Here is a 24,555-nt window from a genome sequence, read left to right on the forward strand (position 1 = left end):
GCTGCCTCCATTGAGGCAGCTTTTTTTATGTGAATGAAGCACGCCCGTTAAGCGTGGACTTCATTCTTTCACTTTTTATTTCTTAGCAGTAGTCGAACGACGACGAAAGCCAATCGCTGCAGCTAGCAGGGCAAGAATTCCTCCCATTGCTCCACCTGAGCTATCATTGTTTTCTTCTTCCTCTTCAACTACGTCTGCTTGTAGGTCAAAGGTTGCGATGAATGGGTCGTGATCTGAGCTTCTAAATGGACCAACATCAGTAAAGGCGTAACCGTCTTCATCTGGGTAATAACGAAGCGCTTGATCGTACTGCAACTGGTAAGCTTCAACAGAGTTGATGTTCCAGTGAGCACCGTCAATGGCGTCTGCAAGCATGGCTTCACTTGCTAGTACGTGATCTAAACTACCCACCTGTTCAGTTCCGTAGAACCAATATGAGAAGCCTTCTGCATCAAACTCTTCAGCCAAGTTGTGATAGCCGAAGCTAGACTCTACGTCCACTGACGAGCCTTCATCCATACCTGTATTGACCGCAGTCGTAATAGTGTATCCACGAGACTCAGGTGTGTAATCGGTAAGTACAGCTACTGGATCTTCAGCGCTATAAGCGTTTAAGTCGCCTAAGATTACCTTGCGCTCAGGCAGGCTCTCATCACTTAATGCGTTGCCTAATGTGATAGCTGCCGATACACGAAGTGCGTTACAGCTACCCTGAATCGTGGTGATTTCAGACGGCGCTTCTGCCACATCTTCTGCACACTGTGAACCTTTTGATTTAAAGTGATTCACGGCAACAAGGAACGATTTGCTGCTTTCAGTGTGTACAAACGATTGAAGAAGGCTTGGGCGCATGCGTGCCAGGCTATCTTCATCAATTTGTTGCTCTGGCATAGCAACTACCATGGCATCATTTTCTGGCGTCACTACTGTAGCTTTGTATAATAAGCCTACAGTAATCGCATCCGTACCAATTTCACTACCATCACTGGTTGCGATGAATGAGTATTGCTCGGTTTCACCAAGTTCGGCGTTTATAGCATTAACTAGAGATTGGATAGCACTATCTTCGCCAAAACCATCGTTTTCGATTTCCATCAAACCGACAACGTCTGCGTTAAGGTTAACGATAGCTTCAACGATACGACCCTCTTGCAATTCAAACGCCACTTCATCGTCTGCGCCGCGGTTTTCGTCATAATCGAAAGTTACGTCGCCATTTGCATCTACTTCACCATTAAAGTAGTTAAGCACGTTGAACGTAGCAATAGATAGGTTGCCTTCTGTAACCACTGGGTTTGCTTCGCGAGAAGACGTTACTTCGATAACGTCGCTTGGATTAATTCTGTAAGTGTCAAAACTGTAGTTTAGTGGGCCAGCAGCAGAAACCGAATCACCAATGCGAATAGCATTAGCGTAGCTGAAAATAGGGTAGTAATTAAGAGCGTCTGGGTACTGCGAGCTGCTGTTATCTTCGATTGTAAGAAGGCTTGTTTCGCTCGCTTCTTCTGCCGCAGTATAAGCTTCTGACAGAGGCGCAGCTACGTCGCTTGGTTGGCGTTTAATTGTGTCGCTAACAACGATTTCACCAAAACGCCACAGGTTGTTTGTACTCGTCACTGTTGCATCAGTCACGCTAACAACCATACCTTCAACGGTTTCAAGGTCAAGTTCGTACGGCATAGAAAGTTCTACCGCTGCTACAGCATCCGCTGTACCACAATCAAGTGCAGCCACATCACTATCCATAGCAAGTGTGGTCATACCGTAGTTTTCTTCTACTTCACCGTAAAGGCGAACCAGGTTACCTGTTTCAACGTCAACAGAACCTTCTACAAATAAGCCTTCAGACGTGGCGTCGTCAGCGTCGTAATCAGACGCTTCTTCTTGGACAAAGAAGCCGCCAGCACGTGTGCCAGTTACAATAGCTTCAATTATAACGTTATTGCCAACTTCAGCAGAGCTGCTTTCACTTCCCTGTATAGCACTAATAAGTGTCGCGTCTGCACCGCAAATACCTAGCTCAACAGCAGGCTCTTCTGGAACTTCTACAACGTCACCGTCACCTTCAGTGGTAAATGTACCCGCTGGAAACGGCGTTGCAGCGTCAGTGTTAGTGGTCGAGCCATCAAGCGCGTCAACACCACTGTAAGTCCAGTTAGATGCTTCGAAACTGCCGCCATTTGCTGTTTGACCTGACGTACGGTATGCCCAACCGTCTAAGTACTCCCACGTGGTGCCACTACCGTCGGTGTTGATATCGCCAAACGTGTCAATAACGCTGCCATCTTTAAAAAGCTCAATAGCGTCGTCACCATTAATACCCATTGATGAAGTATCGTAGTCTGGTGCAGAACCGAAAAACGCAGTAAATCCATCAATTTCTGATGCTACGTAGATATAAGTACCAGCGCTTGCAGACGCACCAGCTGGAAACGTAAACTCTTCGCCATCAGTACCGCCGCCGTTGTTTGCAGTTCCAAGGGCATAGGCAGATAAATCTGCTATGTCATTGACTACGAAAAGTTCAACTGCTTTTGGAACACCACCGCTTAACGGTCCATCGATAACACCGCTAATGACTAAATCGTTAGCTTGGATGGCGGTTGAAGAAAGTGCAGAAATGATTCCTGCAGATAGTAAAGTTAATGATGTTTTCACGTCATTTTCCCTTTGTAGTTTTCATTATTTTTAATTCACATAATTACTGCTTCTGCTTCTGCTTTTGCCGAAATAGAAAAAGCAGAGTGATATGTGAAGCGCAATTTTCTTATTGCTTGAACTACACTAAGGGCATTTGTAATGGATAGGAATGACTTAACCTTATTCAAGCTGTTTTTAAAATAATGATTAAATATCAAGTTCTTACCATCTACAGGTAAGTTTACTCATACCTTTAACTCTTAACCAAAAGCTAATATAGGTGTTAAGTAATGCTATCGACACGTCTATGACAACAGTTCGCCTTGTAAAAAATACGCTTTTTACTGATATCTTTATTTCAGCGCACGAGTGAACAGCGCATGATCATCAACTACTTGTTCTGTATAAAGATTTGCTATTTTTACGAGCAGGCTTTTTACTTGAGAAAAGGACGTTGATGCTGACGACGCGAATCGTGTACTTCTTCTATCGCCTCGGCAGTGAGCTAGCGCAAGGCTATACCCGCACAATTCGGCAAGATACCAATCCGCATAGATAATCACCCACGCAGCGAGATTTAAAATGTTCGTAATCGCGGCGTGTTGCCGCAGGTATAGTGGCTCTACATCAAGGTAACACAACAAAGAGTACGGACATTTTAAACTCGCCCTCCGGGAAGGCCTGGCAAGCTTCCTAGCTTCATTCTGGGAATTTGAAAGGGAACAGCCATTCCTGCATTCCCACGCTTCGCTAGGAAACTTGCCAGCGCCTTCTGAGTGGGCGATTATCTGTGTGGATTGGTATTATACTCAAAGCCACCATTTATCGCTTTATTTCCCATTGCAATATCTTGTGGGTCGATTCCCACTTTAGCGTGATGTCGGGAGCGAACCAGATAATGCGCATTTTCAAACTTAACTTCATCAAGCACTAAGTCGGGTTTTCTTTGCATTCTTCGTTGGCATCGAGCTGTAAGGTGTGCCGCATTTAGGCGATTAACCGGGTTAAAATCTGGAAAATAATAAATAGGCGCCGCAACACGTTGTTGCTTAACCTCTACAATATGACAATGCGCAAAGCTTGCTGAATTATGTGGTTTTGCTGGTCCTACTAAAAAGTAGTAGCGCGCCATATTTACCGATCCGGTGCCCGCGTCTAGGCGTTTCACTATATCGACTACCGCATCGTCCATGTAGGGAGCAAAAGCTTCTAATAGCGTGGCGTATTCTTGTGGGCTTAGGGTAGAAAATTTCTCACTGTTGGCCTTAAACCCCAAGGTCTTGCCATCAAAATGAACGGCTTTAGCCAGCGCACTTTTAACCGTGAAGTCTTCTCCTCCTGCGCTGCGGGCTTTGGCTTTTTTATATAGTTTGGTCAGCTTGCTTGGCACGGCATCTGGGCAGTAGTCTACGGCTTCGTTAATCACCATGGCGTTTTCTACTACTTGGCTACAGGTTTCTACATAACGCTCAATAAATGCGTATTGCGCATTAATAACCTGCTGGTGGCTGACAACAGGTTTAGTGATGTCGATGTTATCGCACGCATACTTTCCATCAACGGTGCCTAGGCAATGTATCTGGGCAAGGTGCAATGAAGTGAGATAACGAAGCACATCCCAATGTGCTCTGCCGACACACGCATCATCAAAGTCGTTGGGTGAGAAGATCACTGTATCTCCGTGAGACCCTTCTTCTGTGAGAAAGCCAAAATTGGAAGTATGACAGTCTCCCATCACGCTGGTGAGGGGAACTGTCTCGCATTCTTTAGGAAAATTGATAAGGCCAGCTTTTATATCAGCGTAAAACAGCTGCGCACTGCCTCTGTAGAAAACAAAGGGGCTGACCTCCATTTTTGCATGCTTTGCCAAAGTGCGAGATGGCGCGTGTCCATCGATTAGCATTATTTCGTGGGAGATGCGCTGTAGTCGGGAATGGGTCATAGTTTTCTCATTCAGCAGAGTTTAGCCGGTGAAACCGTATTGCAAAACAATCAATCTATTTTGGCTCAATTTTCATCGTTCAATTCAATAACCTGATTAAGCGATTCATTTTTACCAATTAGTTTTTTGTGATTGTGCGCGCTATTCTTATCACCAGTTTCGAGAGACATGAATTTCGCAACAAGTGATTATCTTCACAAAACTGCAAAACCATGTCGACACAATAAACGTAAAGTTTGTGTTCGTATGTGTTTAACGTGCGAAAATAATTTAAACCAAATGGAGAATTAAACATGGCATTGATTAATACTGCTATCAAACCTTTCAAAGCAACTGCATTTAAAGACGGCGAATTCGTAGACGTAAGCAGCGAAGACATCAAAGGTAAATGGGCAGTTTTCGTATTTTACCCAGCTGACTTCACATTTGTTTGTCCAACTGAGCTTGGCGACATCGCTGACAAGTACGAAGAACTTCAGTCACGTGGCGTAGAAGTATTTTCAGTATCTACTGACACTCACTTCACTCACAAAGCATGGCACGATTCTTCTGACACGATCAACAAGATCAAATTTGCAATGATTGGCGACCCAACAGGCGAAATCACTCGTAACTTCGATTGTATGCGTGAAACTATGGGTCTTGCTGACCGCGCTACATTTGTTGTTGACCCAGAAGGCATCATCCAAGCGATGGAAATCACTTCTGAAGGTATCGGCCGTGACGCAGATGACCTAGTGCGTAAAGTTAAAGCCGCTCAGTACGTTGCAAACAACCCAGGTGAAGTTTGCCCAGCTAAGTGGAAAGAAGGTGAAGCAACTCTAGCACCTTCACTTGACCTAGTAGGCAAAATCTAAGCAGCACGCTTAGCGCTTAATATTTGAAAGCTCAGCGCATTGTGCATTGCACAGTATTAAGCAAATAATTTGTAGGGGGTGGGTCTCCACTCCCTGATATTAATTTCCAATTTCCGCTTATGTTGTTGACCCTTCAAAAGGTTGGCGGGGATCGGCGTGTCGAAAATAAGGCAGAATAACCGTGTTAACTAAAGAAATTTTACAAGCATTGAAATCATATGCAGAGTCAATGCAAAAAAACGTAACCTTTGTCGTACAGACCGGTGAACATAGCAAGCGTGAAGAGCTTGTGACGTTTCTGTCCGACATTGCTTCAGTAAGCGAAAAATTAAACGTAGAAGAGCGTGACACAAATGGTGAGTTGCGCAGTGCAATCAGCTTTTTATTGGAAGCTGACGGCGAAGATACGGGAATTCGTTTTTCTGGTATCCCTGGCGGTCACGAGTTTAACTCGCTTGTACTTGCCATGCTGCACGCAGCGGGTACTGAACTTAAGCTAGACGATAGCGTTAAGTCCATGGTGAAAGCGGTGAATGAACCACTTAATTTTGAAGTGTTCATTAGCTTAAGCTGTCACAACTGCCCTGAAGTCGTACAGGCACTTAATCAATTCGCTTTGATTAATCCTAATATCAAGACCGAAATGATCGACGGCGGGTTATATCAAAATCTAATTCAAGAGCGCGACATCCAAGGTGTTCCTAGCGTATACCTTAATGGCGAGCTATTCGCGAATGGTAAAGTTGATGCCTCTGTGCTTATCAACAAGTTAATTGAACGCGACCCTAGCCTTAAAGAAGCAAACAAAGGCGATGCGTTACCACTTCAAGACGTAACGGTTATCGGTGGTGGTCCAGCAGGCGTTGCTTCGGCGATTTACAGTGCCCGTAAAGGCCTTAAAGTTGCCATTGTTGCTGAAACTTTTGGCGGCCAAGTTAAAGATACCATGGGTATCGAGAACCTTATCTCAGTACCTAAAACAACCGGCCCTGAGCTTGTTGGTAACTTGATGGAGCACGTACGCGATTACGACATAACGCTTAAAGAGCACGTACGTGTTGATAGCATTGAGAAAGGCAACATTAAAACCATTACGCTTTCTTCTGGCGAACAGATCCGCACTCGTACGGTTATTGTTGCGACAGGCGCACGCTGGAGAGAGCTTGGTGTTCCGGGCGAAAAAGAGAACATCGGTAATGGTGTTGCATACTGCCCACACTGCGACGGCCCTTTCTTCAAAGGTAAAGACGTAGCGGTCATTGGCGGTGGTAACTCAGGTATTGAAGCAGCACTTGACCTTGCTGGCATTGTAAAATCGGTGACGGTATTTGAATTTATGCCAGAACTAAAAGCGGATAAGGTACTTATCGATCAAGCTCAAAAACGCGATAATATTACCATTATCAAGAACGCGGCAACGCGCCAAATTACTGCTGAAAATGGCAAAGTGAACGCAATTGAATACCAAGACCGCTCAACTAACGAAGTGCACACCCGTGAACTTGCAGGTGTATTTGTTCAAATTGGACTTGTGCCTAACAGTCAGTTTATGAAGGGCACGGTAGACATGACACAGTATGGCGAAATTATCGTTGATACTAAGTGTCATACATCTGAGCCGGGTATATTTGCAGCCGGTGACGTAACAACAGTACCGTATAAGCAAATTGTTATTTCGATGGGCGAGGGCGCGAAAGCATCGCTTGCTGCATTTGAATACTTATTAAGCCATGAAGTAGTTGAGTCTGAACAGGAAAGTGAAGCGGCATAGTCATTAGCCTTTCACTTCTCATGAGAGTTAAAGCCGAGCTAACGCTGTTAGTTCGGCTTTTTTGTATGCGCGTATCTTTATGTTACTTAACAACCTCGGTTAACGCGTTTTCTGCTACTTATTGATGTTAATGTGAATGATACTTGTTATCATTTGTGTAAAATTTTGCTAAATTAGACGAAAGTACTAATGCAGCCTTCAGTTCACTTCATTCTTGTAATAGGCGAATTGATGGGTCTTAAAAATAAATCACAGAAAACACTCAACATGAATAAGAAATTACTCAGCTTGGCGGTAGCGGCTATCTTAGTGTCTCACGCACATGCTCAGGAAGATGAAAGTGGCGCTGGCTCAGCTATAGATAAGCGAGAAGCAACAGCGGAAAAAGCAGAAGCGAATGCAGTAGAAAAGATTGAAGTAGTGGGCATGCGTTCTCCGTTTGGCGCAACAAAAACAAATACACCCATTGTCGAACTCGCCCGTACAATTTCCATTGAAACCGCATTAGATTTAAAGCAAAAAGGCGTGTTAAATCTTTCTCAGTCTGCCACCTATATGGCGGGTGTGACGGGGGAGTCATACGGATACGCCACCCGAGTCGATTCAATCTCTTCCAGAGGATTAAGTATTCCGCGCTATCGCGACTCAATTCAAGAGTTGTTTGGCAGCTATAATTCTACGCGAGCTGAAATTTACACAATGGAACAGGTTGAGCTCCTTAAGGGGCCTGCCTCTGTACTTTACGGTCAGGGCTCTCCCGGTGGCATAATGAACTATGTGTCAAAAACGCCGACGTTAGGCAAAGGAAGCGAAGTGGTGTTGTCCTACGGAAACTTCGACCGCGCGCAAGTTGGGGTGGATGTAAACGGCAGCCTGTCTGAAGATGATAAGTGGATGGGGCGTTTTGTTGGTATATATCGCAATGCTGACTCTCAGGTTGATTATGTTAGCGATGACACCCAAGTATTCATGCCGTCACTTTCCTTCATGCCTTCTGACGATACAACGCTAACGCTTATCGGGTTATTCCAAGATACTGATAGCGATACAGCAGCGCAGTTTATTCCTGTGGAAGGCACATTATTGCCTTTGGCTGACGGCACTTATTTACCCGACCAAGATGTTTACGCAGGTGAACCAGGGTTTAATAAATTTGATACTAAGTCGAACCAAGTTACTTTGCTTGGCGAGCACTTGATTAACGATACAACGTCACTTTCATTTACTGCCTTATGGCGGGATGGTGAGGCAGACTACCACCAAGCGTGGCCGACTTTTACGGGCGGTACTCGCTATCTAAACGCTTTTGTAGGGGCACCGGTCGCGCCTACCGATACCTTTGTGCCGAGAACGTTTTATCAAGCAGACAATACGTTTAATCAACACGCTTTTGATATTCGTGTAAACAAGGGCTTTGTAACAGGCGCTTTCGAACACGAGTTATTAGCGGGTGTACAATATCAACATGTTAAAACTGACGCCAACTCTGCTTACTATGCTGGTGGTGGGGTATTACAAGGTGATTTTAGGTACATTCTGGACTTGGCTAACCCTGAGTACACAGGCGCACCAGAGCAAGCCATTTTCGACGCAATCTACAACGATGCGCCTGAACAGACAGTCACGGACACGGGGTTATACCTGTCTGATCAAATTTCCTATGAAAACTGGCGGGTAACGCTAGGCCTACGTCACGACCGCGTTGATAATGATACAGGCGTAACTGAGCAGGATGACACGCAAACATCATACTCAGCTGGAATTTTGTATCGTTTTGACAACGGCATTTCTCCCTACCTTAGTTACGCTGAGTCGTTCGAGACGGTAGTGGGACTAGATAATAATAACAACCAGCTTAAGCCAGAAGAAGGCCGTCAATACGAGGCAGGGATTAAGTATGAACTCTCGTCAGTTCCTGGTTTTATCACGCTGGCGTATTACGATATTGAAGTTTCAAACCTTCCTAATCCTAACGGATTACCAGACGAAGCGGCGCAACAGCAAGGCGTAACGACCATTGAAGGGATTGAGCTAGAAGGGCGCGTAGACTTTGGCCAGATAACAGCGCAGTTTGCGGCGTCGGTCTTGGATGCAGAAGATCCTAACGGTTTTTCGTTGTCAGCACAGCCAGACAGCAATGCGTCGTTGTGGGTAAATTATTCTCCACTTGAGCTTGAAGCGCTGACGGTAGGAGCTGGTATTCGCTACGTGGGAGAATCAGTTTCTGAGAATGGTGTCATCAGATACGACACACCTAGCTACACCCTTGGTGACCTGATGGTGTCGTACGAGCTAGCAGATAATTTGAATTTGCAGCTGAATGTAAGAAATGTGACCGATAAAAAATATCTCACGTCTTGCTTATTCAGAGGTGACTGTTTCCCTGGTGTACGCAGAACAGTGAACGCGTCGCTAACCTATTCGTTTTAAGGATTTATCATGCTTTCAGTTGCAGCGGGTGGTTTAACACTTGCAGCCTTAGGTGTTATTTATAAAAGTTGGCGCGCTCAAGCGTCAACGTATCTTTATTTGGGTCTTGTCGTATGGCTGGTTGCAGCAGTGTGCTGGTCTTATGCTCAGGGGTGGGAGTTTGGCGTGCTATATGCGCTGTGTATTCCTTCCATTTTAGTGTGGCCTTTTATTGCGTTTAACCAAACGCATTTACCTCAGCCAAAAAATGTACCTCAGCCGAGGAGCTTTGATTTCTCGCGACGTACAGTTCTAGGGAACATCGCAAACTACATCGTGGTGCTGGTTGTTTTATTGGTTGTGAGCGTGTTATTGACGCTAGGACTATGTGCGCTACTACCATTCTCAATAGCAGGGAAGTTGGCTACAGGTATCGTGCTGTTGCCAATTTTGTGGGGTCTTATTGTTTATCACTACCTTGCTACCGCCCACAAAATTAAAGTTGTTGTTGCTTACGCAGTTTTGGCTGCGCTTTGCCTACCAATACTTATTTTCCTCCCCATGTAGGTGAATATCGATGGATAAAATAACAAAACAAAATGCATTAAATGCACATACTTGGGTAGGCGTTTTTCTAAGTGTACTTCTCTTTTTGGTGTGCTTATCTGGGACCGTTGCGGTTTTTCACTTAGAGTTTGAAAGGTGGGAACAGCCGCATATTGAAGAAATGGAGAATGTTTCTCCTGATGTTGTTGAAAAGGCGATGGACACCTTTTTGGCTCAGAATACGCAAGAGTCTCACCATCTTTATGTGGTTTTCCCTACATCAGATATCCCTCGGTTGGTGGTAGAAAACGATCATGCTGCTTACTTTGCCGACAGTGAAGGTAACTTATTAGAGCAAGAAAGCGTGTCTTTTACCGAAATGCTTGTGAACTTGCACTTGTATCTCAATTTGCCACAAAGTTGGGGAATGATTTTGGTCAGCGCTTTGGGCGCTATCATCTGTACCCTTGTCGTCACTGGAATTATTGCTCACAAACGAATAGCAAAAGATGCTTTTAAACTTCGACGGGGTGGCAACGGTCAGCAAGCACAAATTGATTTGCACAACCGTTTTGGACTATGGGCAGCGCCTTTTCATTTAGTTATAGGTATAACAGGCGCATATTTTGGTATGGCAGGGATCATTTTGGTGGTTGTTGCCTCACTAAACTACGAAGGCGATCGCGACGCGGTTATCCAGAAAATCTTTACGCCAGACCCTGTATTAGCGCCACAGGAAGGTAAACCGGCTATTGGTAGGGCGTTTGCACAAATGGAAACGCTAGCGCCAGAAAAGTCGCCAATATTTTTAACGGTACACGAAGTCGGTGAACCAGAACAGTTCATCGAAATATATGCCAAGGCACCCAATAGAATGATCTACGCAGAAGGCTATCGATTCGATACGGCGGGTAACTTTATCGGTGTAGCCGGCTATGAATTCGGTGAATGGGGTAAGCAGTTGGTATGGGCGATGTACCGTTTGCACTTCGGTGACTTCGCCGGCCTTACCAGCAAATGGCTCTACTTTGTTCTTGGTGTCATGCTGACCATGCTTTGTGTGTCGGGTATGGAGATTTGGCTGTCTAAGAAGGCGCATCCGCCGTTAGCAAGCAGGCTTTGGTACAGCGCGGTGTGGGGTAGTGTGAGTGCACTCGCATTAACTGCTGTAGCAGATATGTTTTTTACAGGCTCGCTCATCGCCGTTTTTTGGTGCCTTATGCTATTTAATACCGGCATTACAGTGGGAGTTAAATCACTCACAAAGCCGATATGGTTGCTTATATCAGGCCTAAGCGTAATGGTGTTACTCATAGCCTATGCGGCTGTGCACCAAAGCGCGACGCTATCGGTTGCGTCACTTCAGCTTAATATACCTATGGCGGTGTACGTGGTGTGGAGTGTTTATCGTGCTAATACGCTGATCAAGCGAGCTAAAAATGCAGAAACTCAGATTGAAGCCGACGCGAGTAACAACGCGCCTCAATCAGCGCAAGAAAAAAGAGTGAATGCGTAAATCTTATCGTAACTATTAGGGGCTCACAGGAAGCCCCTTAGTTACGCTTCTTTCTTTTCCACGTACCGCCATACATATAGCCATTGCTGGCCTTTGCTCGTTCTTGACAAGCTTTGCATACTATACGCCACGTGTCTTCATCACCACATCGAATACGAAACTGTGTGTCGGCATTGATACCGCAGTTGTCACAGGGTTTTGGTAGCCGAACTCTGTCCTTTTTTCCCACTCTAAAAGCGTCTCTTTTTTTCAATTAATAAATTCTCTGATGCCTATTTTTTATCACAGGTCACTGCGCATAAGCTCGAAAACTTAAATCACTTTTGCGATTGCAACGGCAATAGAAGAGCCTTTTTCAACGGCTGCGCCCCATAATTTCATTAATAACGACGGCCTTTTCGTCATTAGGAGCAGCGCTTCATCTCTGTGATGTTGTTCATCTGCTTGGCATTGTCTAAACCGATTTATCACGTTTGAAGGGGGGATGGCTAACGCAGAAATGCGCTTACATTGTTCTTCGTAATGCGAATCTACGAACTGCTCTACTCGGTAAATGGTGTAGTAAAAGCAATTTATACCGCAAAGTCTTGGAATAAAGCCGGTGATAAACCCAGAAGCTATCCATAAAGGTAAAATAAAACTTCCCCTGAAAAGCGGCATTTCGTTTTCAAAGACGGCGAGGTGTCGTCTTTCCGTTTTAAGGTGCTCATGTATGAAGGGTTGTGCCTCGCTTTTTGTGCCAGAAAGATTAACCAGTTTTAAAACACATTCGGCGAATAGAGCACCACGGTATATCCAAACGGCTCCCGTCTCTCCCGCGTGGCTCGCACGTAGTTCTTTGTCTACTTGCTTAGCGTGATTATCTCCGAGTGTTTTTGCATAAAATGGCATGTCGTACCTCTGTAGCATTTTATAAACAAACGATCTGAAGGGGGGAATGGATGCTACCTAACGAATTTGTAATGCATATTCAAATATGCGCTATTTAGAAAGCTCTGGATGATAGTGTTCTATTTATAAACGAAAGCAGAGTATCGGAGGGTTGCTTGCTATGGTTGATAGGTACACAACATGTGTTGCTTGTAGGAGAGCATAAATGAAGGTATTCGGTGGCGTTGTCATTCTGGTTTTAGGGTATTTACTATTGTGGCCAGTTCCCATTGCGCCAATAGGCTGGCATGCACCGAGCAGTAGCGGATTTTCGGGGGAGTTTATTGAAAACAACCGTTTGGCGGGCCTTTCGTTTATTGAATTAGGCGAAGATAAAGGGCCGGAGGATTTTGCGATAAACGCTGCGGGAACTATTGCAACCGCCACTCATTCTGGTGCGGTATTACTCAAGAAAAAAGGTGAGGCAACATTTACACCGTGGATTAATACTGGCGGTCGCCCGCTCGGTATCGAGTTTGATACCAACGGCAACTTATTAATCGCCGATGCTCATCGCGGATTGCTAATTGCAGACCCTGAAGGTGAGCTAACGGTATTGGTTAACCAAGTAGAAAATTCTAAAGTTGTATATGCGGACGATGTGGATGTTGCCGACAACGGCAATATTTACTTCACTGACGCAACTACCAAGTTCTCTGCCAAAGAGTATGGGGGAACGCTGCAAGCGAGCCTGCTAGAAATTTTGGAACATAGAGGCAATGGCAGGCTTATAGAGTACGACCCAGTACGTAGAACGAGTAATGTACTGATGGATGGTTTGGTTTTTGCGAATGGTGTCGCAATAAGCCATGATCAAAATTCAGTGTTGGTCAACGAAACCGGTAAATATCGCGTGTTGCGCTATTGGCTAGTAGGGCCAAAACAGGGTCAAGTGGAGGTCGTGATTGATAATTTGCCTGGATTCCCAGACAACATCAGCCAGGCAACTAGCGGCGCGTACTTTCTGGGTCTTGCTTCGCCTCGCTCCGCTCCCGTTGACGCTCTATCTGACAAGCCTTTCATTCGTAAAATTGTACAGCGTCTGCCACAGTTCATGCGCCCACAAGGTCAAGCATACGGGCACCTTGTTAAAATAAGCGAAAGCGGAGAGGTTTTACAAAGTTATCAAGACCCTAGTGGTGCATTTCCCTTTGTTACAGGCGCAATACAGACAGATGAAGGTGTATATGTGAGTAGCTTAACTGCACGGTCGGTAGGTGTGTTGCAGTTAAACTAGAGACGATAATAAGCATATTGTTACGGCAGAATAAGTAGTCTTCTTTTCTACTGTGATAGAGCGATACGCGTCACGAATGACATTTACTCATCAACACTGCAACACGTTTTCTTACATTTCGAAACATTTTAAACTTTTGTTATGTAGTTACGCTTAGAAGGATATGTCACTATCGGCTATGCTAATAAAAGTTGTTTTTAGCACAAGTTTAATAGTTTTGGGCTAGCCGTTTTAAAAGGATATTTTCTAAATCATGAAAGCGTATACGTATTCTTCTGTTGCACTTGCAGTCACGATTTCTCTTCTAGCTGGATGTGGAGGCGGCTCAGGCTCGTCTAATACCCCTCCTGTGGTGACAACGCCTACCACGCCAACGACACCTGTAACAACAGAGCCAGAATGGGAAGCGGGGGTGTATGAACCGCAATCTCAATATCTAGCGAAATGTGAGACTCCTAGAAGCGGTATTGATCCTTTTACTAATAGGGCATACCCAGATACACAAGGTACCGCCATGGATGAAAAGCTGTGGCTACGTACTTGGACTAATGACACTTACTTGTGGTACGACGAAGTAGATGACAATGACCCTGCAAATTTCTCAGTGTTGGGATATTTTGATCAGCTTAAAACCAATGAGCTAACGCCAAGCGGTACGCCAAAAGATAACTTCCACTTTTCACAGGACACTGCCGAATATAACGAACTGTCTCAATCGGGGATTTCATCGGGCTATGGGTTTGATTGGGAATTTGGTTCAACAACCGTGCCGAGAGTACTGACAGTGCGATTCACTGAGCCGGGTTCACCTGCAGCTACTGCTGGCGTGCCTCGCGGTGCAACCCTTTCGCGTATAAACGGCGTCGACTTTGTCAATGACAACACGCAGCAGGGCGTCAATGCGATTAATGCTGCTCTGTTTCCGGAAGACGCAGGTACGGTTACAAGCTTTGAGTTTGTGCAGGTTGATGGTTCAACTCTCTCAGTAGACATCACCTCCGGCGATATCAGCGTAACGCCGGTTCAAAACGCAAAGGTACTCGATACCGAAAACGGCAAAACGGGCTACTTCCAATTCAATACCTTTATCGTTACCGCGCAAGAAGGATTAATTGATGCGTTCGATATGTTTGTTGAAGAAAATGTGACCGAGCTCGTTATTGACCTTCGCTACAACGGCGGAGGACGTTTGGCGCTAGCTTCACAGCTTTCCTATATGATAGCGGGTCCGAACCAAACCAATAACGCAACCTTTGAAACATTGCGTTTTAACGATAAAAACCCAAACACCAACCCTGTCACCGGAGAGACTATTCGTCCAACACCGTTTTACCGCAATGTTATTGACTATAACGCAGGGCAACTTACCGACACGCTTCTGCCTAGCCTTTCGCTGACGAAGGTTTACGTTTTAGCAACGGGTGCAACATGTTCAGCAAGTGAAGCGGTAATGAATGCACTTCGTGGTATTGATGTAGAAGTAGTGCAAATTGGCTCTACTACTTGTGGTAAGCCGTATGGGTTCTACCCAACAGACAATTGCGGTGAGACCTACTTTACTATCCAGTTCCAAGGGGTGAATAACAAAGGGTTTGGTGATTATGCTGATGGTTTCATGCCTACCACCACGCCTAATTTCGATTTTGAGTTGCCGGGGTGTGAAGTTGAAGATGACTTTACCGCAAGCTTGGGTGATCCAAATGAAGGGATGCTGTCAGCTGCATTGGAATATGCTGCTACAGGCTCATGTCCCGAAGTTGTCACGTCAAACGGCGTGGCGGATGTCAAAGCACTGCGCAGTAACCAAAGTGCGTTAGGGGGCGAAAAGCTCATTCCTATCGACAAGCCTGAACAACGCAAAGAGAACTTTATTTTACACAACAAAATAAATCAGCCTGTTATTCAGGAGCGCAAGTAATGTCGCTTCCTAATAAAAAAGGAAAACTGCTAAAAGGAAGACTGCTAGCTGCACCTCTCGCCATACTTTTGCTCTCGGCGAGCGGATGCGCGACAACGCAGGAGGCTGAGTTACACGAGGCAGTAACCAAATCCATCAGTGTGAGTCAAAAGCAAGCTATTGAAAGTAGGATCAGCAACTGGTTTGGTGGTCTAAACATAACGATAGCCGAGGATGCATTCAGTCAAACCGCTAGCATTACGATTGAGCGTAAAGCAAAGGTTGATAGTAGGGGATTACCTATTGACGGAAGGCACGACAACCCTGTTTATAGTTTTACGTTGCTAAGTGATGGTGAACAGTGCGTGTTGCGTAACGACCAAAGTGGGGAACTTACCAAGCTTGAAAATGTGACCTGTTATATAGTGGACGAGGCATAAGTCGAGGTAAATCGACGAAAGCGCAATGTCATCGTTGACAATAGGCCTTAAAAAAACGCCCAGAGTTTACAAGCTCCGGGCGTTTTTGTTTCTATCGTTTGTGCATGCTTGGCTGCTTTTGCGTGCGGCCGCGACTGTTGCCGCCGCTATTATTTCCTTTCGAAGCGTTGCCTCTGTTCTTATTCCCGCCAGTGTCGTTACGCTGCTGTGCTGTGTTACCACGACCTTGCTTGTTAGCGTTGGAATTACGTCGGCTCTTATTTACGCCGTTACCGCCTTTGCTGCTCTTGCCCTGAAAGGTAGGAGGAAGCCCAGTATGTTTGGTCAGTGCGCGTTCACCACGACGGCCTTTTTGCGCTTTTTGGCGTTTTTCATCTGCTGTTTCTGGCGGAACAAGGTGCTGAGGACCACGGCCTATCAAATCTTCGCGCCCCATACGTTTAAGTGCTTCACGAATTTGCGCAAAGTTTTTCGGGTCGTGATAACGCAGCATCGCCTTGTGTAATCGACGGTGAATTTCACCTTTTGCAGAAGGCACCTCTTCACTGTCTTTAGTGACTTTGCGAAGGGAATTTACCTCGGTATGGTACATGGTGGTAGCCGTTGCCATTGGCGACGGATAGAAGTTCTGTACCTGATCGAGCTTAAATTTGTTTTCTTTAAGCCAAATCGCAAGGCTTAGCATATCTTCGTCGGTGGTACCCGGGTGCGATGCAATAAAGTAAGGAATAAGGTACTGCTTTTTACCTGCTTCTTGTGAGTACTTATCAAATAGCTCTTTGAAGCGGTAGTAGCTGCCCATGCCCGGTTTCATCATTTTTGAAAGCGGACCATCTTCGGTGTGTTCTGGAGCGATCTTTAAGTAGCCGCCTACGTGGTGAAGGGCCAGCTCTTTCACGTATTCTGGGTCTTCTACTGCTAGGTCGTAACGTACGCCTGAAGCAATCAATATCTTTTTAATTCCAGGCAACTCACGAGCACGGCGGTATAAGTCGATAGTTGGCTTATGGTCCGTATCCATGTGCGCACAAATGCTAGGGTACACACAAGACGGGCGACGACATGTAGCTTCTGCTTTAGGGCTCTTACAGCGCAGGCGATACATGTTCGCCGTCGGGCCGCCTAAGTCTGAAATAACACCAGTGAAGCCCGGTACAGTATCGCGTATTTGCTCTATTTCTCGAATAATAGAGTCTTCAGAGCGGCTTTGAATAATACGCCCTTCGTGTTCAGTAATAGAGCAGAAGGTACAGCCACCGTAGCATCCGCGCATAATATTAATACTGAAGCGGATCATATCGTATGCGGGGATTTTAGCATCGCCATAGACAGGGTGAGGCACACGCTGATAGGGTAAATCAAATACCGCGTCCATCTCTTCGGTTTCAAGCGGCATGGCCGGTGGGTTAATCCAAATGTGTCTGTCGCCGTGGCGCTGCATTAGCGCACGCGCACAACCAGGATTGGTTTCTTGGTGCAAAATACGCGACGTATGTGCGTATAACACCTTGTTGTCTTTCACCGTCTCGTACGCAGGTAGCTTAACGTACACGTTTTCCCAAGGCTTACGCTTTTCTTTCTCTTTTTGCGCAGGCTGAATCACAATGGGGGCGGCTTCTGGCGCTTCACTGCTTTTGGCGTCTTTATCCTGCGAATCGCACTCGGGCTCCATCTGGTAGGGGCTTGGAATGGCGTCTATCTTGCCCGGCCTGTCTAGAGAGGTCGAGTCAACACCTTGCCACTCTGGTAAGGCTTCTTTAACGATAATCGCAGTACCGCGAATGTCTCGCAAATCGGCAATATCTTCACCTGCCGCTAAGCGATGAGTGACTTCAACAAGAGGACGTTCGGCGTTACCGAAAAAGAGCATGTCCGCTTTGGAATCGAACAGTACAGAGCGGCGTACTTTTTCACTCCAATAGTCGTAGTGCGCAATGCGACGTAAGCTGGCTTCTATGCCACCCACAATCACAGGCACACCTTTAAACGCTTCACGGCAGCGCTGTGAATACACGGTAACCGCACGATCAGGGCGCTTGCCACCTACATTACCTGGCGTGTAAGCGTCATCGTGACGAAGCTTTTTGTCAGACGTGTAACGGTTTATCATAGAGTCCATATTGCCGGCTGTTACGCCGAAATACAGGTTGGGTTTACCCAACTTCATGAAGTCGTCTTTGCTGGTCCAGTCTGGCTGAGAAATAATTCCCACGCGAAAACCATGTGCTTCAAGTACTCGGCCAATCACCGCCATACCAAAACTAGGATGATCTACATACGCATCGCCCGTTACCAAAATAACGTCACAGCTGTCCCAGCCAAGGGCATCCATTTCTTCCTTCGACATGGGGAGAAACGGCGCAGTACCCAGGCAGTGTGGCCAATATTTAGGGTAAGAAAACAGACCGCGATCGGCCTTAATGGTGGCTTGCATAGTAATCACATCTAGATAAATCAGAGAGTTGCTGAGCTTAAATTAGGCTGTAGCTCAGAATAAGTGCGTAATTATAGCAGTGTTGGCCAAGCTAAGGTATAGCACTGTCATTAAATTAAAGAGCTTTGTATACTCACTTAAATCAACAAGCTGTAAAGCTAGCCATGAGCGCAGGTTTTTATAAGCGCTTCAAATGCCCGCATTTAGCGAATGACAGGCTTGTCTATTTACAACGAAGAGAATTAACGACGACTATGGCGTATTGGCTATTTAAAACAGAACCTGATGCATTTTCAATCGATGACTTGGCAAACCGCCCAGAGCAAACGGAACCGTGGGATGGCGTAAGAAATTACCAGGCGCGTAACTTTTTACGAGACGGCGTTAAACGGGGTGACAAAGTATTTATCTATCACTCAAGTTGCAAGCTGGTGGGCATTGCAGGTGTTGCTGAAGTGGTAAGAGACGGCTACCCGGACACCACGCAGTTTAACCCTGAATCAAAATACTACGATCCTAAATCAAGTCAGGATAACCCCCGCTGGTATCGCGTTGACGTGAAATTTGTAGAGAAATTTTCAAGCGTTCTGCCGCTTTCAGTGATTAAAACGATGGACGGTATTAATGAACTGCCATTGGTCAAAAAAGGTGGAAGACTGTCAATCATGCCTGTAGAAGAGGCTGAATGGCAGCAACTGTATGCTGCTGCCAAACAGTAAGTTAAATGCTAAAAAGCGTAGCCGTCATATCTTGTTAGCTTGCTAAAGATAAATATAAGGGCTATCGCTATGCGCTAACTTTCTAGCGTGCTGTGTATCTAGCGTGTTTAGCTAACGAATAGCTGCTACTTGCCAAAGGCAAATTTAGTATCGGCATCGCGCAATAGGAAAAGTGCAAAGCACGCGCCCCACATTGGCCATGCAGCAAAAAACAGCAGGTGATTAAAGGCATCTAGATACTGCTGGAATGAAGACAGGGTAGACCCACCGTGAAGCATAAAAATAAGACCGTAGGTGTATTTTTTCGCAAGTCCCGCTAAGAACGCCAAAACCAGCGCAAGCTGCAGTGCGCCCATAACGTAAACGGCCATTTCAGGCACGCCGCCGATACCATAGAACTTTTCAAAAATGGCCATGCCGTGGGCTGGGTTAACAAACTTATCGAGTGTCCATACGAACATAACGATAAATATTGTTACGCGAAGAGAGAGTAGCGACCATTGTAGTCGGTTTTGAATATCGGTGTTGTTTTGCATACATGCTCCAAAAGTATAATAGTGCAAGCATACTAGAACGACCGTTCAAAATAAAAATTTCAATTAATTTTGTGTTTTTTAATATTTTTTTGAAAATTAAATGTACTGAAATTTTTTGTGACGCGTATCGGTCTTGTCGAACAAGAATTAAAAATACGGATCTGTTAATGAAAAAAGTAATCGGCCTAGCCGTTAGCACACTCGCACTTGCCATCAGTCAATCGCTCTATGCCCAACAAGCGGCAGATATTGAAGTGGTTGAGGTAACCGGAAACCAGCAGAGTTTAGATACGCTAAATCCTGGTGATAACACACTTAAAGGCATTTTCGGTAGCGGTTTAAGTGCAGCTGAGACACCTAGAGCGGTGACGTCACTGTCGGCACAAGCGATAGAGGCACTTAACATTAACGATTTACACGACATCGTAAAAGCGGCGCCCAACGCGTACGCCTCTAGCGGCTTTGGCACGCCAAGCCTGCCCAGTATACGCGGCCAATTAGGTGAGCTTTTTCAAGATGGTATAAGACGTCAAGCAGGCAACAATGGCTTTGGTTTGCCTTTGTCGTTCAATAGCGTTGAGCAAATTGACGTGGTGAAAGGGCCGTCGCCAGTGTTGTTTGGTAGCACGCAGCGCAACGGTGGCTTTGTAAACCTTCAAACAAAGGTTGCGCCTACCACAGAAAGCAAGGGGAAAGTCACCCTTCGCGCCGGGCGCTGGGATCAGTATTCAACGCAAGTGGATTACGGCACAGCTATAGAAGAAGGTAAAAGTGGTATTCGCTTTAGTGCAGAGTACTTAGACCATGGCAGTTTCTACGATTTTGCCGAGCGCGATAGCACGAACCTGTTTGTAGCCTATCGCTATACGCCAAGCGATGTACTGACGTGGGATATCAGCGCGGAGTATTATGACACAGACTATCCAGACAACGCAGGTATCAACCGCCCAACGCAAGACCTTATCGATAACGGCATCTACATTACAGGCCAAGGTATTCAGTCGAATGGCAGTACAGTACCGGGGGCAGGTGCTATCATTTCTCCTACCGGAGAAGTGGTTATTCCTCGCAACCGCGTATTCACAAATCCAGACGATATTAACGGTGCTGAAACTACGGTTATTCGAAGCAGTGTCGAATACAAAATGACTGATAACGTGGCGCTTCGCAACATTACCTACTACCAATTCCTTGAACGCGAAGAAATTGCGCAAAATAGTTTTGTTGAGATCATTGACGGGGCTGACACGTTCGAAAACCACACTGAGCTAGATTATAAGTGGAACGACAGCCAAACCACGACCGTAGGGTTAGCGCTACGCTACAACGACGTGTTGGGCTATAGCCAGTTTACCACTGAGGCTGATAATCCGATTGATTTGACCGGGCCTATCTCAAACCGCGTTATTCCGCTTACCGATGCCCAAAAAGCCCGATTAGTTGAGTTGCGTCCTGGCGTATATGTTTCACCGGGTGCGCAATACGACGTAGACGGTGATGGTAACGGCGATTTTAACTTGTCAGACACCACCGACTCTACCGCATGGCAAACAGGCCTGGCGCTTCAGCAGCGCTCTATTTGGACCGACAAATTTTCAACGATTGCTGGCTTACGTGTTGATTACTATGACGTAGACGCGCGTGACCCACTAGCGCCGATTGGTGTTGAAGCAGCTTCAGATTCATACAGTGATACATTAACCAGCTACCAGTTAAGTGCAGTGTACAAATTAACGGGTGATGTAAATGTTTACGCGGCGTTTTCAGAAAACGACGCAACATCGAACAGCATGGCGGGTGGCACGGTGTTAGGCGGTAATAACGAGATTAACCCGCTTAACTTTGCTACTGAAAATACGCTGTACGAAGTGGGTGTAAAATATGCGCCAAACAGCAGCTGGTATGCAGAGGCCGCTGTGTTTGACCAAACCCGAAGCCTACGTAACCGTGATGGCAGTAACAGTGGTGTGAAAACGCAAGGTTTCGAACTACAAATGTTCTATCAAGCAGACGATGTTTGGATCAATGCCGCGTATAGCTATTTAGACGCGCGTTTTGATGATTCAGCGGCGTTTCAAGGTACGGCGCAGGTTATTGATGCGTTTGATAATAGTCGTCCTGATATTATTGAAGGTACAGGAGTAGGATCACCTTCTTTTGCCGCGTTCCCTGCATCAGACAGTCGCGTTCAGGGGATCCCGCCACAAATTGCTTCTATTAACGCTGGCTGGCAAATTACGGATGACCTGCAAGTGGGGGCAAGTGCGCTCTATACCAAGTCATTCCCACTAGACTTTCTGCAAACGGTGCATATTCGCGACCAATATACGGTTGATGTAAATGCAGACTATCAAGTAACAGATGACCTTCGATTGCGTTTAGATATCATTAATGTGACCGATGAAGAAAACTGGCAGCCGCTGTTTGAAGGTGGGTATTTCGGTGCGACACTTGTCATGCCAAACGTACCTCGTCACGCTCAAGTTACCATGCAATACGCGTTTTAAGCGCTAAGGATATTTATGTTTAAGAAGATAGCGCTTTTAGGGGTTATAGTTGCCGCCATATTTAGCTTTTTTTATTTTGATTTAAATAGCTATTTAACCCTTCAAGGCATGAAGGATTCACTCGATACGTTTCAATCGCAGATTGCTCAAAACCCAGTATTAAGTATTGGTGTGTTCTTTGCCATTTATGTTGCCGTAACTGCACTTTCTTTGCCGGGTGCGGCTATTTTGACCCTGGCAGCAGGGGCTTTGTTTGGCCTGGTTCAAGGCTTAGTTATTGTATCGTTTGCCTCGAGCGTAGGGGCAACGCTGGCGTTTTTAGTTTCACGCTTCATATTACGCGACACCGTGCGAAACAAGTTTAAAGAAAAGCTTAAAAAGATTGATGAGGGCGTGGAAAAGCAAGGTGCGTTTTACTTATTTACCCTGCGCTTGGTGCCAGTATTCCCATTTTTCCTGATCAACCTGTTGATGGGACTAACGTCGCTTAAAACCTGGACATTCTACTGGGTAAGCCAAGTGGGCATGCTTGCGGGCACCGCGGTATATGTAAATGCGGGTACTCAACTTGCCCAAATAGACAGTTTGTCTGGCATTGTCTCGCCTGGGCTTATCTTTTCATTTGTACTTTTAGGCATATTCCCTTGGATAGCTAAAGCTATCGTAGCAGTGGTCAATCGCCGTCGCGTGTACAAAGGCTACAGCAAGCCAAAGAAGTTTGATTGCAACTTAGTGGTTATTGGAGCGGGTGCAGGTGGTTTGGTTACCAGCTATATTGCTGCTGCGGTGAAAGCAAAAGTCACGCTGGTAGAAGCTGGCGAAATGGGCGGTGACTGTCTTAACTACGGCTGCGTGCCCAGTAAAGCCATTATAAAGACGGCGAAAGTAGCCAATCAAATGCGCCATGCCGATAGCTATGGTTTAGAGCCGGTAACACCCGCTATGTCGTTTAAAAGGGTGATGGCACGTGTGCACGAAGTGATTGCGGCAATCGCGCCTAATGACAGTGTAGAGCGTTACACTAGCTTGGGTGTTGATGTTGTAAAAGGCTATGCGAAAATTATCGACCCTTGGACAGTGGAAATAAAAAAGAACGATGGCGGCACCCAAACACTAACCACAAAAAATATTGTGGTTGCTACAGGTGCAGCTCCATTTATTCCCGAATTACCAGGCATTGAGCAAAGCGGCTATGTCACCTCTGATACCTTGTGGACCAAGTTTGCTGAACTTGAAGACGCGCCAAAACGTTTAATCGTATTAGGTGGCGGGCCTATTGGTTGTGAGCTCGCCCAAGCCTTTTCACGCCTTGGCAGTGACGTAACGCAAGTTGAGCGTGCCCCGCGTTTAATGGGCAGGGAAGATGCGGATGTGGCGGAGTATGCTGAGTCTGTGCTTAGAGAGAGCGGCGTAAACGTATTGACGTCCCATGATGCGCTTCGCTTTGAACAACAAGACGGTGAAAAAGTACTTGTTGTAGCGAAAGAGGGTGTTGAATCTACTATCGCCTACGACGAAGTCATTGTGGCTGTGGGACGAAAAGCCCGTTTACATGGTTTTGGTCTGGAAGACTTAGGTATTCAATTTGATAGAACAATTGAAACAGACGAATACTTGCAAACCCTGATGCCTAATATCTCTGCCGCTGGCGATGTAGTAGGGCCTTATCAATTTACCCACGTGGCCGCCCACCAGGCATGGTACGCTGCAGTCAACGCACTTTTCGGCACGTTTAAAAAATTCAAAGTTGATTATCGTGTTATCCCATGGACAACCTTCATCGATCCGGAAGTAGCGCGCGTGGGCATTAACGAGCGTGACGCTGCCGAGCAAGACATTGACGTTGAAGTAACGCGATACGAGTTTGCAGAGTTAGATCGTGCTGTTGCGGAAAGTGCTAGAAAAGGGTTTATTAAAGTACTCACGCCACCGGGTAAAGACAAGATACTGGGCGTTACTATCGTCTCGGAACACGCAGGAGACTTACTGGCTGAGTTTGTTATTGCGATGAAGCACGATCTAGGGTTAAACAAGATCCTCGGCACTATCCACGCTTACCCAACATGGGCTGAAGGCGCAAAGTATGCAGCAGGGAATTGGAAGCGCGCAAACGCGCCTGAAAAATTGCTCAGCTATGTAGAGAAATTCCACACGTGGCGCAGAGGATAGTTAAT

General features: G+C 45.9%; 17 protein-coding genes. 11 read left to right on the plus strand and 6 right to left on the minus strand.

Annotated elements, in window-relative coordinates; genetic code table 11:
* Positions 1-75: 75 nt before the first annotated feature.
* The 3 genes from ACFI6L_RS13240 to ACFI6L_RS13250 all read right to left on the minus strand — a co-directional run bounded on the left by ACFI6L_RS13240 (position 76) and on the right by ACFI6L_RS13250 (position 4,582).
* Entirely contained in the window at positions 76-2,658 is a 2,583-nt protein-coding gene (locus tag ACFI6L_RS13240; protein ID WP_462574175.1) for an ExeM/NucH family extracellular endonuclease, read from the minus strand.
* A gap of 335 nt (positions 2,659-2,993) precedes the next feature.
* Complete coding sequence (locus ACFI6L_RS13245) at positions 2,994-3,203, minus strand: DUF2252 family protein (protein WP_232376006.1); 210 nt, start codon at positions 3,201-3,203, stop codon at positions 2,994-2,996.
* Between the two features lie 221 nt (positions 3,204-3,424).
* Positions 3,425-4,582, minus strand: a complete 1,158-nt coding sequence (locus ACFI6L_RS13250) for a DUF2252 family protein (protein WP_462574176.1) — start codon at positions 4,580-4,582, stop codon at positions 3,425-3,427.
* A 299-nt stretch (positions 4,583-4,881) separates the two neighbouring features.
* Between ACFI6L_RS13250 and ahpC the strand changes: the two genes are divergently transcribed.
* From ahpC to ACFI6L_RS13275, 5 genes are all read left to right on the plus strand, one after another.
* Entirely contained in the window at positions 4,882-5,439 is a 558-nt protein-coding gene (ahpC, locus tag ACFI6L_RS13255; RefSeq protein WP_425291745.1) for an alkyl hydroperoxide reductase subunit C, read from the plus strand.
* Between the two features lie 181 nt (positions 5,440-5,620).
* Positions 5,621-7,210, plus strand: coding sequence for an alkyl hydroperoxide reductase subunit F (gene ahpF, locus ACFI6L_RS13260; RefSeq protein ID WP_014976359.1), 1,590 nt, complete (start codon positions 5,621-5,623; stop codon positions 7,208-7,210).
* Positions 7,211-7,399: 189 nt separating this feature from the next.
* On the plus strand, positions 7,400-9,640 hold the full coding sequence (locus ACFI6L_RS13265) for a TonB-dependent siderophore receptor (RefSeq protein ID WP_462574178.1): 2,241 nt from the start codon (positions 7,400-7,402) through the stop codon (positions 9,638-9,640).
* A gap of 9 nt (positions 9,641-9,649) precedes the next feature.
* Positions 9,650-10,186, plus strand: a complete 537-nt coding sequence (locus ACFI6L_RS13270) for a hypothetical protein (protein ID WP_239301393.1) — start codon at positions 9,650-9,652, stop codon at positions 10,184-10,186.
* 10 nt (positions 10,187-10,196) lie between these two features.
* Positions 10,197-11,681, plus strand: a complete 1,485-nt coding sequence (locus tag ACFI6L_RS13275) for a PepSY-associated TM helix domain-containing protein (protein WP_049586665.1) — start codon at positions 10,197-10,199, stop codon at positions 11,679-11,681.
* Between the two features lie 312 nt (positions 11,682-11,993).
* Here ACFI6L_RS13275 and ACFI6L_RS13280 read toward each other — a convergent pair whose 3' ends face one another.
* On the minus strand, positions 11,994-12,572 hold the full coding sequence (locus tag ACFI6L_RS13280; RefSeq protein WP_281715293.1) for a demethoxyubiquinone hydroxylase family protein: 579 nt from the start codon (positions 12,570-12,572) through the stop codon (positions 11,994-11,996).
* Positions 12,573-12,777: 205 nt separating this feature from the next.
* Between ACFI6L_RS13280 and ACFI6L_RS13285 the strand changes: the two genes are divergently transcribed.
* The 3 genes from ACFI6L_RS13285 to ACFI6L_RS13295 all read left to right on the plus strand — a co-directional run bounded on the left by ACFI6L_RS13285 (position 12,778) and on the right by ACFI6L_RS13295 (position 16,185).
* Positions 12,778-13,848 carry a strictosidine synthase family protein gene (locus tag ACFI6L_RS13285; protein WP_371342897.1) on the plus strand — a complete coding sequence of 357 codons (1,071 nt, stop codon included), beginning with the start codon at positions 12,778-12,780 and terminating at the stop codon, positions 13,846-13,848.
* A 253-nt stretch (positions 13,849-14,101) separates the two neighbouring features.
* The gene (locus ACFI6L_RS13290) at positions 14,102-15,766 is read left to right on the plus strand and encodes a S41 family peptidase (RefSeq protein WP_014949275.1); all 1,665 of its coding nucleotides are present in this window, start codon (positions 14,102-14,104) and stop codon (positions 15,764-15,766) included.
* Positions 15,766-16,185: a hypothetical protein gene (locus tag ACFI6L_RS13295; protein WP_014976363.1), complete on the plus strand. Its 420-nt coding sequence runs from the start codon at positions 15,766-15,768 to the stop codon at positions 16,183-16,185. Before ACFI6L_RS13290 ends, ACFI6L_RS13295 begins: the two co-directional genes overlap by 1 nt.
* A 91-nt stretch (positions 16,186-16,276) precedes the next feature.
* Here the strand turns inward: ACFI6L_RS13295 and ACFI6L_RS13300 are convergent, their stop codons facing one another.
* On the minus strand, positions 16,277-18,619 hold the full coding sequence (locus ACFI6L_RS13300) for a YgiQ family radical SAM protein (RefSeq protein WP_371342898.1): 2,343 nt from the start codon (positions 18,617-18,619) through the stop codon (positions 16,277-16,279).
* 254 nt (positions 18,620-18,873) lie between these two features.
* Between ACFI6L_RS13300 and ACFI6L_RS13305 the strand changes: the two genes are divergently transcribed.
* Positions 18,874-19,338, plus strand: a complete 465-nt coding sequence (locus ACFI6L_RS13305) for an EVE domain-containing protein (protein WP_101566579.1) — start codon at positions 18,874-18,876, stop codon at positions 19,336-19,338.
* A gap of 125 nt (positions 19,339-19,463) precedes the next feature.
* Here the strand turns inward: ACFI6L_RS13305 and ACFI6L_RS13310 are convergent, their stop codons facing one another.
* Entirely contained in the window at positions 19,464-19,874 is a 411-nt protein-coding gene (locus tag ACFI6L_RS13310) for a hypothetical protein (RefSeq protein ID WP_371342899.1), read from the minus strand.
* Between the two features lie 167 nt (positions 19,875-20,041).
* On the opposite strand from ACFI6L_RS13310, the gene ACFI6L_RS13315 reads away from it, so the two are divergent.
* Both ACFI6L_RS13315 and ACFI6L_RS13320 read left to right on the plus strand, forming a co-directional pair.
* On the plus strand, positions 20,042-22,381 hold the full coding sequence (locus tag ACFI6L_RS13315) for a TonB-dependent receptor (RefSeq protein ID WP_371342900.1): 2,340 nt from the start codon (positions 20,042-20,044) through the stop codon (positions 22,379-22,381).
* A gap of 15 nt (positions 22,382-22,396) precedes the next feature.
* Positions 22,397-24,550, plus strand: a complete 2,154-nt coding sequence (locus ACFI6L_RS13320; protein ID WP_435786928.1) for an FAD-dependent oxidoreductase — start codon at positions 22,397-22,399, stop codon at positions 24,548-24,550.
* Positions 24,551-24,555 lie beyond the last annotated feature (5 nt).

The organism is Alteromonas sp. G4i35 (assembly GCF_054960375.1).